The following is a 12,266-nucleotide window of genomic DNA, read 5'->3' on the forward strand; positions in this document are numbered from 1 at the left end:
GATGCGAGCGTGAGGACCATGTCGGAGAACGCCAGTGCTGATCGGAGCGCTTTCGATGCGGTGATCGCGGCCGCGGACTACCCGGTGTTCGTCGTGACCACGCATGCGGGCGGGCGTAATGCCGGGTGTCTGGTCGGGTTCACCTCGCAGGTGAGCATCGATCCGCGGCGGTTTCTGGTCGGGATCTCCAAGACGAACTTCACCTACGGGGTCGCGATGGCGGCCGAGCGCCTCGCCGTGCATCTGCTGAGCCGTGAACAGTCTTCGCTGGCCGCGCTTTTCGGGGCGGAGACCGGCGACGACATCAACAAGTTCGGACACTGCAAGTGGCATCCCGGCCCGGGCGATGTGCCGATCCTGGATGCTGCCGCGGGGTGGTTCACCGGCCGCATCCTGGCCCGCCACGACCTGGGCGATCATGTCGGCCTGGTGGTCGAGCCGACTTCGGCCGCCGGGCCGCCGACCGGGCAGGAAGCGTTACGCTACCGCGCCGTCGCCGACCTGAAACCCGGCCACGTCGCCTGAGCGAGTCAGGCCACCGCCATCGCCTGTTCCGGCTCCAGCGCCTGTTCACGCAGGGTATCCAGGGTTTTGGCGAGGATGCGGGACACCTGCATCTGCGAGACGCCGAGCCGTTCGGCGATCTGAGCCTGAGTCATCGACTCGAAGAAGCGCATGATCAGCACCCGGCGTTCCCGCTCGGGCAGCGCGGCGATCAGCGGCCGTACCGTCATAGATTCCTCCAGCAGCCGGTAGCACGGTTCGTCCGCGCCGAGCCCGGCGGCGACGGGCAGCGGTGTGTTCTCGCTGTCCTCGCGCATGACGGTGTCCAGGGACCTGGTCTGATAGCCGTTGCTCGCGATCAACGCCTGCGTCACCGTGCCGACGTCGACCGACAGTTCGGCGGCGAGCTCGTGTGCGGTCGGCACCCGCCCGAGCCGGTTCGACAGCAGCTCGGTCGCCGGGCCGATCAGCTGCTGAATCTCCTTGAGCCGCCGAGGTACTCGCACCGCCCAGGTGTTGTCCCGGAAGTGCCTGCGCACCTCGCCCATGATCGTCGGGACGGCGAAGGACAGGAACGAACTGCCGCGCGCGACATCGAACCGGTCCACCGAGAGCACCAGCCCGACCCGGGCGATCTGGTGCAGATCATCGAATGTCTCACCGCGCCCGGCGAATCGGCGCGCGATGTGTTCGGCCAGCGGCAGGCAGCGCCGCATGATCTCTTCGCGCAGTTCGCCGCGGTGCGGGTCGTCGGCCTCTAGCGCGGTCATCTTCTCGAACCAGGGCTCGATGTTGTCGTAGCTGTCGCCGCGGGAGTGCGTGCGTGCCGCGGCGTCGGCGTCGTCCTTCGTGAACTTACGTTCCATCGGATGTTCCTCGCTCCCAACTGAATTCGATGACGGTCGGATACCCACCGGCGACCGGATCAAAAGGGCCACGGCTGGATTCGGCCGAATCGGTGAGCAACTGGACCAACTGCCAGCTCAAGGGATCTCGCCGATCCTCGGCGTCACGCGTCGCCGTCGCGGCGATCCGCGCGGTGAATCTACGTCTGGTGTAATCGAACTCACAGCGCAGTGTGGTGCCGGGAACCGCATCCAGCATCATCGCGGTCGCCGCCTCGCTGACGACCAAGCGGATGTCGGGAATGGCATCGAGGGTGATGTCGGCCATCATGCACACCGTGTCGGTGAGCGCACGCAACATCCCCAATTCGTGCAGATCAGCAGCCAATTCGAGCGACACCCGGTGCGTGAGCACCGCGGTGTGCCATGGTGTCGCCTGCTCGGAAGCCACCTTCATCTGTTCACCGCCTCCCATCGCGTCACTGATGGCCATACCCGCGCCACAGCAACCCAATCGACGAGATCGGTGCTCAGGACTCCGGACGTCTACCGGTGTCGCCGGTGCGGCTGACCTCGTAGCCGAGCAGCCGCTCGGCCTCCTCGATCCCACCCTGGAGGTCGCCGACCGCGTTCATCTTCGACAGGTCCAAACCGATTGTCACCAGCGTCAACGCGATCTCCGAGGACAGACCGGTGATGATCACGTTGGCGCCCATGAGGCCCGAGGCGTCGACGGTTTGCACCAGGTGGTTGGCCACGGTGGAGTCGATCTGCGGCACACCGGTGATGTCGATCACGACGACCTTGGCGCGGTTGGAGCGAATCGCGCGCAGCAACTGTTCGGTGAGCTGGCGGGCGCGCTGGCTGTCGAGCACGCCGATGATCGGCAGGATGAGTAGTTGTTCGCGGACCTGCAGCACCGGGGTGGACAGCTCGCGGATGGCTTCCTGCTGCTGGCGGATGATGCGTTCGCGCTCTTCGACGAAGGAGACGCCGACCGTGTTGGCGATGCGGTTGGCGGCGGGCTCGTAGGCGTCGAGGACGGCGTTGAGCAGCTGGAAGTCAGTCTGGTACTTCTCGAACAGCGAGCGTGCGAGCACGTCGCGCAGCAGCAGCACGATGCCGAGCACCTCGTCGGTTTCGACGCCTCTCGGAATGATGCGCTCGGACAGGTCACGGGCATAGTCCTGCAGGGCCTCGACCGAGCCGGTTTCGAGGACGGCGACGTAGTTGTCGTAGACGGAGGTCGCCTCGGAGAACATCTCGTCGGGCGTCATCGCGGTGAGCAGTTGTGCGTCGGTGATGCGGCGCGCCCATTCCTCGCGCAGCACGGTGCGGTTCTGGCGCAGGTGTTCGACCAGCTCGGAGAGTAGGCCCTCGCTCACTCCGTTGGAATTGCTGTCCGCCGCCAACATGCCGATCGACACTTCGGACACTGCCGCCTCCGGTCCGTCCCCACGCGAGTCGACTCACGTGCTCTGAGAAGCGGTGGCCAGCACGTACGTTGGACTGTTCCACCGACCGCAGAATCGTATACCCATCGGGGGTCTCGGCCAGGAACTTCGGCACGTTTCCGGGCTGCCGCCGTGGACGTGACATTCGCGCCGTGGAGCGGCCGAAATACAGCTAATCGACAGCGTGTCGTTATGTCGTGGTGCCGCGTCCGGCCTCGTGGTTTCGTGGACCCATCCGGGGCGAGGCGGTGTCGCCGCGGAGCAGACCGTCCACCTCGGTATCGGTGAGCGTGTCGAAACGCTGGTAGGCCTGCCCGATCGTGCGAATCTGCGCTGGCGTTTCCAGGCACACCACCTTGTCGGCGTAGTAGGACAGGGTGCGCGCGATGCGGTGCGGCGCGACCGGGACGGCGAGCACGACGCGGACCGCGCCGCGCCGATACGCCGCCTGACAGGCGGTGCGCGCGGTAATGCCGGTGCGCACGCCGTCGTCGATCACCAGCGCGGTGCGGCCGTGCAGCTCCGCCCGCCTGCCGTGCGGGTGGAACCGCTGGCACCGTCGGCGTAGTCGGTCGCTACCGTGCCGTTCGGCGGCGGTGATCTCCGCGGCCGTCAACATGGCGCCGCGCACGACCACCTCATCGATCAGCTTGGTGTCGTGCTCGGCGACCGCGCCGAAGGTGAGATCGGGCCGGTAGGGGACGCGCAGTTTGTTCACCACGACCGTGTCGAGCGGAACGCGCAGCGCCGCCGCTACCTCGTACGCCACCGCCAAGCCGCCGCGCGGGACGCCGAGCGTGACTACATCGGGGCCACGGAACGCTTGCAATTGGTAGGCGAGTCGACGGCCCGCGTCACGCCGATCGAGAAACAGCGAACGTTGATGTGTGCGGCGACCGCTGTGGTCCCCGGATCGTGCTGTGCGGTCCATCCTTCCCCCGTGCGTCGAGTGGCTGATCCGGAGCCGCGCTTCAGGACTCGGGTGGGCGGTCCAATTATACTCGGCGGTAGTGCTTCAGGCGATGGATCGACGCATGCGCTCAGCGACGAAATATGTTGGGACAGTGACGCAATCGGCGACAGTAGGCTGCTGCTACAGCTGCGGTTCGGCGAAGTGCACCGGCCCTGGCGCGCTGCCGCTTACCGCTTCGATGATGTCGGCGGCCAGCTCCGCGATGCGGATGTTGTGCCGCTGGGACCGGTCGCGCAACGCCGCGAACGCCGAGTCACGGGTGCAGCGTCGTTCGGCCATGACGATGCCGAGCGCTTGGTCGATGGTGGAGCGTGACGCGAGTGCCGCGCGCAGCTGTTCGGTCAGCGCGGTCTGCCGGGCGGAATCGATGTCCACAGCGAGCAATACGCCGATGTGCTCGGCGATCAACGCGGCGTCCTGGCACAGCTGCGTGGTGAACGTGTGCGCCTGATTCGAATACAGGGACAGGGCCCCGAGTGCCGCGCCGGCCGCCGAAACAGGCTGGATATGTACCGATTTCACGCCGCGGGCCAGCATGCGGCGTTGGTAGGCGCCCCAGCGGTGCTCCTGTGCCACGTCCGGTATCGAAACCTCTTGCGCCGTAGTCATTGCCTGCGTGGCCGGGTCGTGGCCGTCGCTGAGCCGCGACTCTTCGAGCACCATCGGATGCGCCTCGGCCGAGCCGCCGACGACGCTTCCTTGCACCTGCGTGAGCGTGACACCGACCAGTAGGGAGCCGGGCAACATTCGGGCGACGATATCCGCGACGGCACAGGGTGATTCGGCGACATCGCCGCGGGACAGCAGCAGTGTGGTCAATTCCGACAGGCCGATCGCGAGCGGGTCAGCCATGCCGGCCCCCGGCGTCCGGTCTGACCGATACTCGTCCGGTCGAGGTGGTCGTGTGGTCCGCGGGTGTCCGCTCTGTCTGATGCGCCCGCCGCACCCGGGCGGATTCGCGAGAGGTCGTCGAATGAGACCGCACGGGACCAGCCTACGTGGCTGCGTCGATCGTGGCGTCAATGGTGGCTGACATGCCCGGTGATGGACCCCGGCCGTGCTGAGCCGACGTCGCGGGCGGGTTCGGCGAGCGCAGCCCCGCTCATCGCGGTGAACCTCGGGCGTGCGGCAGATCACTGCCAAGAGTGGTGTTTGTGTCGGCGCGCAACGGTTATCCGCCAACCGTCCGGCCGAAAACAGCGGGCCGGTCGAACCCGACGAAAGGGGTTAGACAGTGAGTGCAGCTGACAAGGCCAAGAACAAGGCTGAGGATCTCGCCGGTCAGGCGAAGGAGAAGTTCGGTCAGGCCACCGATGACCGCGACCTGGAGAACGAGGGCAAGGGCGATCAGATCAAGTCCAACCTCAAGGACGCGGGCGAGAAGGTCAAGGACGCCTTCCGCAACTAACCGTGCATCGCGTCGAGCGGGCGTGCGCCGTACCGGGCGCCGCCCGTTCGACGTGTTCCTGTGCGCGAACCGATCTCGGCCGCTCTCGTCATCGACGACCGAGAATGGTGGTGCGCCTAGGGCTTCCCCGCGCGGGTCAGTGCTCGATCTTGCGCAGGATCTCGTGCAGGGTGCGCAGGTCGTCCTCGTCCAGCGCGGCGACCGCGCTCGGCGCGGGGTCGGGGGTGGCGAGTGCCTCGGCCAGGATCGCGCGCCCTGCCGCGGTGAGCGAGACCAGTTTCCGGCGCCGATGGGTGGGGTCCACCTCGCGGACCACGAGGCCCCGCTCTTCGAGGTCGTTGACCGCCACCGTGGCGGCGGGGGCGTCGATCGCCGCGGCGTGCGCCAGCTCCTTCACCGTCAGCGGCGCCGCCTGTAGTCGGCGCAGGACCCGGATTCGACTGAACGGCAAGCCGGTTCGCGCGACGGCCGCGCGCCGCCACGGGTCGCGGCCGTAGAGCACGAGCCGGGTGAGTTGGGCCCACACCTGGTCGGCGGTGGGGTTGTCATCCGACATGTGCGGGCACTTTCTGCTCGAGCAACGGGGCGACGCGATCGCTGGACCGCTTGGCCCACGGCGTATTCGCGACCACGCCGAGTATGGCGACCGCGGCGGTCAGCACCGCGATCACCCACCACAGACCCGCTCCCGTCAGCGCACCGCAGAGGGCGACGCCGATGCTCACGCCCACTTGGCGGCTCGTCGATGCCACCGAGGCCGCGGCACCGGCCCGGTCCAGCGGCATCCCGCTGACCGCGGTGTTCGTGATCGGCGCGTTCACCATGCCGAACCCGACACCGAAGATCGCGAACATCCCCACGAGCGCCCAGACCGGAGTGTCCGGGGTGAGCGTGCTGAGCAGGACGGCGGCGGCGGTCATCATCACTCCGGCCACGAGCAGAGAGGGCCGGGTGCCGTGCTTGCCGACCAGCCGGCCCGACAGCGGCGAGAAGATCACCATCGCGATCGCCATGGCCAGGTACAGCAGCCCGGTGTCCACGGCCGAATAGTGCCGGACCGTCTGCAGATACAGCGAACAGGTGAACAGGAACGCGCCGAGGGTGGCGAAGCTGCAGATGGCGATGATCGTCGCCGCCGAGAACGGCACGCTGCGGAAGAAGCGCAGGTCGATGAACGGGTCGGCGCGCCGCGACTCGTAATAGACAAACGCCGCCAGCGCACCGACCGCGATCACGAAGATCCACGGCTGCCGTTCGATCAGGCCGAACACCGTGGCGAAGAGGAATACGACGGCGAGCAGCTGGCCGATCGGGTCGATCCCGCGCACCGTCGCCGACTTGGACTCCGGCACGAACACAGTGGTGAGCACAAGGGCGAGCGCGCAAACCGGCAGGTTGATCCAGAACACCGACTGCCAGCCGAGGGAATCGATCAGCACGCCACCGACGGTGGGCCCCAACGCCATCGAGATGCCGACGACCGCGCCCCACACGCCGATCGCCCGCGCCCGTTCCACCCGCCCGGTGAACACCGTGGTGATGATCGACATCGCCACCGGGTTGAGCATCGAACCGCCGAGCGCTTGCAGGAAGCGCGCCCCGATCAACACCTCGATGGTCGGCGCGAGGCTGCACAGCAGCGAGCCGAGGGCGAAGGTGGTCAGGCCGATGCGGAACACCCTGCGGCGGCCGAACCGGTCGGCCGCGGCGCCCGCGAGCATCAGGAAGCTGGCGAGGGTGAGGGTGTAGGCGTCGACGATCCATTGCAGCCGCGACAGCGGCGCGTGCAGATCGACCTGGATGGTCGGGATCGCGACGTTCACGATGGTCGCGTCCATCGACACGATGAGCAGGCTCAGGCAGCAGGTCGCCAGCACGATTGCTTTGCGGCGGGCGGAGAGCCTCTCGACAGTTGTAGGCACACAATTATTGTGTTCTTACAACTATTCCATTTGCAAGAGCTGTGATCCGGGTCGCACCGGGTCGGTCTGTCGCCGCCGGGTTGGCATCCTGTATGGGTGATCGACCAATCGGAAGCGCTGTTCCTCGGCGGCCGCTCAGGCGTCGGTAAGAGCCGGGTCGGGCTCGCGGTGCACGCGGCGCTGGCCGCGGCGCAGGTGCGGCACGCGCTGATCGAAGGGGACACCCTCGATCTGGCATATCCACCCACCTGGGAGCACGGCCTCGCCGAGCAGAACCTGGCGGCGATGTGGGGCAACTACCGCGCCCTCGGCTACCGGCGGTTGATCTACACCAACACCGCGAGCGTGTTTCCCGAGGTCATCGCGGAGCTCACCGCGGCGATGGGGGATACGCCGACGGTCACGGCGGTGCTGCTGACCTGTGACGACCAGACCGCCTCGGCGCGGCTCGCGTTGCGCGAGAACGGTATCGGTCTGCGACGACATATCGAGCGCAGCATCGCGACCGCGCGGGAACTGGACGACGCGGTGCCGAGTTGGGTGCGGGTGGTCGACACCACCGACCGCGGCCCGGAGGCGATCGCCGCGGAGGTGCTCGCGCTCACCGGCTGGCAGACCGATCCCTCCGTACTCGCCTGAGCGGCCCGCGGCGCTGTCATACTCGGGCGACGATTCGGTTCGTGGTAAGGAGTCTCGGTGGGTGTTGCACTTGTCAAGGGGCAGAACGGAGTACTGACCGAGCCTCGGGTGGTGTTGTCGGTGCGTACCGAGGCGGACATCGATGTGTCGGCCTTGCTGGTGACCGAGGCCGGTGTCGTGCGCTCCGACGCCGATTTCGTCTTCTTCAACCAGCCGAGCGGTCCCGGTGTGCGGCTGCGCACCGAAGCCGGTGCCGAGCTGGAGATTTCGCCCGCCGCGGTGCCCGCCGAGATCGCGCAGGTGCGCGCGGTCCTGACCCTCGCGGACCCGGCCACGACGTTCGGGCAGTTCGCCGCGCCGGTGGCGACGCTGGCCGACGGTGCGGGAAACCCGTTGTACGAGTATCGGATCGAGGGTTTGGCGAGCGAATCGGTGGTGATCGCGCTGGAGCTGTACCGGCGCGCGTCGGCGTGGAAGGTACGGGCCGTTGGCCAGGGGTACGCGGGCGGCTTCGCGGCGCTGGTCACCGATCACGGTGTGCGCGTGGACGATGCGCCTGCCCCGCCGCCGCAACAGGTGCGCACGGTGCCCGGCGAGGCGGCGCTGTCGTTCGAGAAGCGCGAGAAGCTCGATCTGCGCAAGCGCGCCGTCGCGAAGGTGCTGATCGACAAGGACGCCTTCGGGATTCGCGCCCGGGTGGTGCTGGTGCTCGACAAGACCGGCAGCATGGTCGCGCAATACCGCGAACACGTGGTGCATCGAGTCGTGCAGCGCATGGTGCCGATCGCGACCCAGCTCGACGACAACGGCAGACTGGAGGCCTATCTGTACGCGCGCTCGTTCGCCAAGCTGCCCGACATCACCGTCGAGCACAGCGACGAATGGGCGCAGACCTACCTGCACCTGCGCGGAAACCACGGCGACATCGATTACGACCGGATCGGCGGGCGCAACGACGAACTTCCGATCATGCGCGACATCCTGTCCTCGGTGCGTCCCGGCGACGGGCCCACCCTGGTTCTGTTCTTCACCGATGGCGGCTTCGCGAACAAGCGTGAGATCAGCGCGCTCATGCGCGAAGCGGCACGGCTGCCCGTGTTCTGGCAGTTCATCGGATTGGGCATGGCGAACTACGGACTGCTCCGCACGCTCGACGAGCTGACCGGCCGATTGGTCGACAACGCGGGCTTTTTCGCCCTCGACGACATCGATCGCGTCGACGACGGTGAGCTGTACACCCGCCTGCTCGGCGAATTCCCGGACTGGCTACGCGCCGCCCGCGCCGTCGGCGTGCTGCCCTGAGACTTGCGCAGCGCCCGATCGTGCTCGGGCGCCGGGGACTCGCCCCGGCGCCCGACCATTATCAGCGCCTAGGGGACTCGGCCGGCGCCCGAAATCTGCTCAGTGCCTGGGGATCTGCGCATCGGCCCAGCGAGCCCACTCCTCGTTCATCGCATGGAACCGCTTACCCCATTCCAAAGCGATCCGGCCGTAGCGGACGAATTCGTCATCGTCGGCCCAGTTGATCGCTTCCTCCAACGCGCGCAGCGCCGCGTGCGATTCGGCGGCTCGCGTGGCGATGTCGCTCAGATAGGCGGCGGCCTGGGCCGGTTCGAGCACGCCGAGGAAGAACACGCGCAACGTTGTCTCGTTGCGCGCCAGCTGTTTCGGCTTCGTCTCGGTGAGCCAGTGCCGTAGCTCGGTGAGGCCGGGTTCGGTGATCGTGTATTCCTTGCGGCCGCGCGGGCCCTCGTCCGAGACCGAGATCAGTCCGGCGTCGGCGAGCGTGGCGAGCTCGGTGTAGATCTGGCTCTGGGTTGCCGTCCAGACATTGGCCAGCGACGCCTTGAAGCGCTGGATCAGGTCGTATCCGCTGGCTGGGCGGTCGGCGAGCAGCCCGAGCACGGCGAAGCGGAGGCTCATGCGGCTCACTCTACTTCCACTCTTGACAGGTCGATTTCTCAAACTCTAGTTTCGACATGTCTAAATAGGAATATCGTGGTGACGTCCTGTCCTTCGCTCAGATCGGTTGTTCCGCATGACTACTCCCGCTCCGCATCTCGTCGGCAACTACGCCCCGGTCACCGAGGAGTTGACCGCTCATGACCTTCCGGTGACCGGGCAGATTCCGCCCGAACTCACCGGCTGGTACCTGCGCAACGGTCCCAATCCGCACGCCGCCGCCTCCCGGCACTGGTTCGTCGGCGACGGCATGGTGCACGGCATCCGCATCGAAGGCGGACGTGCCGTCTCGTACCGCAATCGCTGGGTGCGCACCAAGACGTTCACCGACGGCGCCCGGGTGTTCGACGACGCGGGCAACCGGGATCTGGCCGCGGGTGTGGCCAATACCCACGTCATCAGGCACGCGGGCCGCACGTTGGCGTTGGTCGAATCGTCCTATCCGTACGAGTTGACCTGCGAGCTGGATACGGTCGGCCCCTATGATTTCGACGGCGCGCTGCGCACGCCGATGACCGCGCACCCCAAGACCTGCCCCGTCACCGGTGAGCTGCACTTTTTCGGATACGAACTGCTCGACGAGCCCTATCTCACCTACCACCGCGCCGATGCCGGCGGCACGCTGCTGCTCAGCAGGCCCATCGAGGTGCCGGCCCCGACCATGCAGCACGACTTCAACCTCACCGCCCAGCATGTCGTATTCATGGATCTACCTGTGGTTTTCGACCTGCCCACCGCGCTGGCCGGCGAGGGGATGCCGTTCCGCTGGAGCGACAGCTATGCGGCTCGTCTCGGCGTGCTGCGCCGCGACGATCCGCACGGCGCGGTGCGCTGGTTCGCCATCGACCCGTGCTATGTGTTCCACACGCTCAACGCGCACGACGAGCCGGGGCGGATCGTGCTGTACGTGATGCGCTATCCGCAGCTGTGGCAGCGCGACTCGCACGGCTTCGACAAGTCCACCCTGTGGCGCTGGACCATTGATCTGGTCGCGGGCACCGTGGCCGAAGAACAGCTCGACGATCGCAGCGCGGAATTCCCGCGGCTCGACGATCGGCAGCTCGGCCTGGACGCGCGCTTCGGGCACGTGGCGGCCGCCGGTAACGCGGGTGCGCTGATCCGCTACGACCTGCGCACCGGCAACCAGGCCGCGCACGAGTTCGGGCCGGGTCGGATACCGGCGGAAGCGGTTTTCGCGCCCGCCGACGAACGCCCCGGCGGCGCCGGTTATCTCATGTCTTTTGTCTATAACGCCACGTCGGATCGCAGCGACCTGGTCATTCTCGATGCCGACGACCTCGCTGCGGCCCCGGTGGCCACTGTGCACCTGCCGCAACGTGTTCCGTTCGGTTTCCACGGCAGCTGGCTTCCGGACGCGTAACGGCGCGACGGACCAGGACTCAGGAGCGGCGATCAGCCGATGACGGCGTTCATGATGGTGCCCGCGCTGGTCGCGACGACACCGCCGATCATGGCGCCCGCCACCATCTTCGGCGATTCCAGGCCGCCGCCGGTCCATTTCTCCCAGGCGAACCGGCCGCCCGCGTAGATGATGGCCACGATGCCGGCCAGTAGCACGAACCAGGTGAAGTAGCGAACCAGTTGGAGGATCTTGTCGGAGACCGGCGGAGCTTCGGGGCTGGGATTGCCGATCTGCGCGAGCAGGGTGTCGTAAGCGGCGGCCAGGATCATCGTCGTCAGCTCATTCTGGGTTCGGGACAGGGCAGGAAAGTCGCTGCCTGTGATGGTATCGGTTTGTTCGCTGCGATGCGGCTTTCCGTTCGTGCCGATGCGAGTCGGCGCCGCAAGGAAGTTCGGTGTCCTGCGCACCTTGCCGGGGTTGCCGATGGCCGGGATGATGGAGGGGCGCGGTGACCGGGTAGCCCGATGACCGCGCGCCGCCGGCGCCGCCGACGGGTTGCTACTACCGCTTGGGGGAGACTGCGCGGAACACGGCGTGCGACTCGGCGCGAGGCGTGTGCACTGTTGCCTACCGGGTACCCACGGGAGTGTCGATGAGCCCGTATCCTCGTCTGAGATCGAATTCATCGGCGGTTTAACAGCTTTCGTGTGGCGGTTCGGCGGCGACACGGTTGTAGTGGAGCGTAGGGAGTAGATGGTGAGCATCATTCTGGCGTCGGTCGGCGATACCCTCACGACACTGGCGCAGGTCGGAAACCCCACGCCGGAGGCGCCGCCGCTGTCGGACAAGATCCTGCAGATGGTTCGTTACCTGACCTGGTTCGCGCTGCTGTCGGGCATCCTCGCGATCGTCTTCGCGGGCGGCAAGTTCGCGTGGGAGAAGTGGCAGGGCGGCGCGTTGCAGTCGCCGAAGATGATCGCGGGCGCCATGGTCGGCGGTGTCGTGGCGACAAGCGCGGGCACCATCATGAACGCGGTGCTCGGCACCTGAGCCGTCTCGGCGATCGGTGGGCAACCGCGCGGATCGCCGTGTCGGCGCGTGTGGTCCGCGATGTGCTCGTCAGATGCGGTTCGATCGCTGTGTCGGCTGACTCCGGCCCCGGTATCTCCGCTGGTCGGGAGCATGGGCTAACGCTT

General features: G+C 67.1%; 15 protein-coding genes. 6 read left to right on the forward strand and 9 right to left on the reverse strand.

The window, feature by feature from the left end:
- Positions 1-18: 18 nt before the first annotated feature.
- Positions 19-525 (forward strand): flavin reductase family protein, encoded by a 507-nt coding sequence (locus F5X71_RS10245; protein ID WP_167461723.1) that lies wholly within the window; start codon positions 19-21, stop codon positions 523-525.
- A 5-nt stretch (positions 526-530) separates the two neighbouring features.
- On the opposite strand, the gene F5X71_RS10250 is transcribed toward F5X71_RS10245, so the two are convergent.
- The 5 genes from F5X71_RS10250 to F5X71_RS10270 form a co-directional block, all read right to left on the reverse strand.
- Positions 531-1,370, reverse strand: a complete 840-nt coding sequence (locus tag F5X71_RS10250) for an RNA polymerase sigma factor SigF (RefSeq protein ID WP_167461724.1) — start codon at positions 1,368-1,370, stop codon at positions 531-533.
- Positions 1,360-1,806: an anti-sigma factor gene (locus F5X71_RS10255; protein ID WP_167461725.1), complete on the reverse strand. Its 447-nt coding sequence runs from the start codon at positions 1,804-1,806 to the stop codon at positions 1,360-1,362. Before F5X71_RS10255 ends, F5X71_RS10250 begins: the two co-directional genes overlap by 11 nt.
- A gap of 73 nt (positions 1,807-1,879) precedes the next feature.
- On the reverse strand, positions 1,880-2,764 hold the full coding sequence (locus F5X71_RS10260) for an STAS domain-containing protein (RefSeq protein WP_238815985.1): 885 nt from the start codon (positions 2,762-2,764) through the stop codon (positions 1,880-1,882).
- Between the two features lie 229 nt (positions 2,765-2,993).
- Positions 2,994-3,734 (reverse strand): phosphoribosyltransferase, encoded by a 741-nt coding sequence (locus F5X71_RS10265; protein WP_167461727.1) that lies wholly within the window; start codon positions 3,732-3,734, stop codon positions 2,994-2,996.
- A 162-nt stretch (positions 3,735-3,896) separates the two neighbouring features.
- Complete coding sequence (locus tag F5X71_RS10270; RefSeq protein ID WP_167461728.1) at positions 3,897-4,628, reverse strand: ANTAR domain-containing protein; 732 nt, start codon at positions 4,626-4,628, stop codon at positions 3,897-3,899.
- Positions 4,629-5,010: 382 nt separating this feature from the next.
- Between F5X71_RS10270 and F5X71_RS10275 the strand changes: the two genes are divergently transcribed.
- Entirely contained in the window at positions 5,011-5,184 is a 174-nt protein-coding gene (locus F5X71_RS10275; RefSeq protein ID WP_167461729.1) for a CsbD family protein, read from the forward strand.
- A 136-nt stretch (positions 5,185-5,320) separates the two neighbouring features.
- Here F5X71_RS10275 and F5X71_RS10280 read toward each other — a convergent pair whose 3' ends face one another.
- Together F5X71_RS10280 and F5X71_RS10285 are read right to left on the reverse strand one after the other, a co-directional pair.
- Entirely contained in the window at positions 5,321-5,740 is a 420-nt protein-coding gene (locus F5X71_RS10280) for a MarR family winged helix-turn-helix transcriptional regulator (protein WP_167461730.1), read from the reverse strand.
- Positions 5,730-7,106: an MFS transporter gene (locus tag F5X71_RS10285; RefSeq protein WP_167461731.1), complete on the reverse strand. Its 1,377-nt coding sequence runs from the start codon at positions 7,104-7,106 to the stop codon at positions 5,730-5,732. The genes F5X71_RS10280 and F5X71_RS10285 overlap by 11 nt, the downstream gene beginning before the upstream one ends.
- 96 nt (positions 7,107-7,202) lie before the next feature.
- Between F5X71_RS10285 and F5X71_RS10290 the strand changes: the two genes are divergently transcribed.
- A complete protein-coding gene (locus tag F5X71_RS10290) occupies positions 7,203-7,745 on the forward strand; it encodes an ATPase (protein WP_238815821.1) in 543 nt (180 codons plus the stop codon).
- Positions 7,746-7,802: 57 nt separating this feature from the next.
- Positions 7,803-9,047, forward strand: coding sequence for a vWA domain-containing protein (locus tag F5X71_RS10295; protein ID WP_167461732.1), 1,245 nt, complete (start codon positions 7,803-7,805; stop codon positions 9,045-9,047).
- Between the two features lie 99 nt (positions 9,048-9,146).
- Here F5X71_RS10295 and F5X71_RS10300 read toward each other — a convergent pair whose 3' ends face one another.
- On the reverse strand, positions 9,147-9,668 hold the full coding sequence (locus tag F5X71_RS10300) for a PadR family transcriptional regulator (protein WP_167461733.1): 522 nt from the start codon (positions 9,666-9,668) through the stop codon (positions 9,147-9,149).
- A 115-nt stretch (positions 9,669-9,783) separates the two neighbouring features.
- On the opposite strand from F5X71_RS10300, the gene F5X71_RS10305 reads away from it, so the two are divergent.
- Complete coding sequence (locus F5X71_RS10305) at positions 9,784-11,088, forward strand: carotenoid oxygenase family protein (RefSeq protein ID WP_167461734.1); 1,305 nt, start codon at positions 9,784-9,786, stop codon at positions 11,086-11,088.
- Between the two features lie 32 nt (positions 11,089-11,120).
- Here F5X71_RS10305 and F5X71_RS10310 read toward each other — a convergent pair whose 3' ends face one another.
- Positions 11,121-11,399 (reverse strand): hypothetical protein, encoded by a 279-nt coding sequence (locus F5X71_RS10310; RefSeq protein ID WP_174817034.1) that lies wholly within the window; start codon positions 11,397-11,399, stop codon positions 11,121-11,123.
- A gap of 424 nt (positions 11,400-11,823) precedes the next feature.
- Here F5X71_RS10310 and F5X71_RS10315 point away from each other — a divergent pair, with 424 nt between their 5' ends.
- A complete protein-coding gene (locus F5X71_RS10315; RefSeq protein WP_428981461.1) occupies positions 11,824-12,120 on the forward strand; it encodes a hypothetical protein in 297 nt (98 codons plus the stop codon).
- Positions 12,121-12,266 lie beyond the last annotated feature (146 nt).

The sequence above is a fragment of the Nocardia brasiliensis genome (assembly GCF_011801125.1).
In the GTDB taxonomy this organism is placed as follows: domain Bacteria; phylum Actinomycetota; class Actinomycetes; order Mycobacteriales; family Mycobacteriaceae; genus Nocardia; species Nocardia brasiliensis_C.

What these genes read in the sequence shown, in the direction of transcription:
- F5X71_RS10245 (WP_167461723.1), top strand. Translation starts at nt 19, where the DNA reads ATGTCGGAGAACGCCAGTGCTGATCGGAGCGCTTTCGATGCGGTGATC.
- F5X71_RS10250 (WP_167461724.1), bottom strand. Translation starts at nt 1,370, where the DNA reads ATGGAACGTAAGTTCACGAAGGACGACGCCGACGCCGCGGCACGCACG.
- F5X71_RS10255 (WP_167461725.1), bottom strand. Translation starts at nt 1,806, where the DNA reads ATGAAGGTGGCTTCCGAGCAGGCGACACCATGGCACACCGCGGTGCTC.
- F5X71_RS10260 (WP_238815985.1), bottom strand. Translation starts at nt 2,764, where the DNA reads ATGTTGGCGGCGGACAGCAATTCCAACGGAGTGAGCGAGGGCCTACTC.
- F5X71_RS10265 (WP_167461727.1), bottom strand. Translation starts at nt 3,734, where the DNA reads ATGGACCGCACAGCACGATCCGGGGACCACAGCGGTCGCCGCACACAT.
- F5X71_RS10270 (WP_167461728.1), bottom strand. Translation starts at nt 4,628, where the DNA reads ATGGCTGACCCGCTCGCGATCGGCCTGTCGGAATTGACCACACTGCTG.
- F5X71_RS10280 (WP_167461730.1), bottom strand. Translation starts at nt 5,740, where the DNA reads ATGTCGGATGACAACCCCACCGCCGACCAGGTGTGGGCCCAACTCACC.
- F5X71_RS10300 (WP_167461733.1), bottom strand. Translation starts at nt 9,668, where the DNA reads ATGAGCCTCCGCTTCGCCGTGCTCGGGCTGCTCGCCGACCGCCCAGCC.
- F5X71_RS10305 (WP_167461734.1), top strand. Translation starts at nt 9,784, where the DNA reads ATGACTACTCCCGCTCCGCATCTCGTCGGCAACTACGCCCCGGTCACC.
- F5X71_RS10310 (WP_174817034.1), bottom strand. Translation starts at nt 11,399, where the DNA reads ATGATCCTGGCCGCCGCTTACGACACCCTGCTCGCGCAGATCGGCAAT.
- F5X71_RS10315 (WP_428981461.1), top strand. Translation starts at nt 11,824, where the DNA reads ATGGTGAGCATCATTCTGGCGTCGGTCGGCGATACCCTCACGACACTG.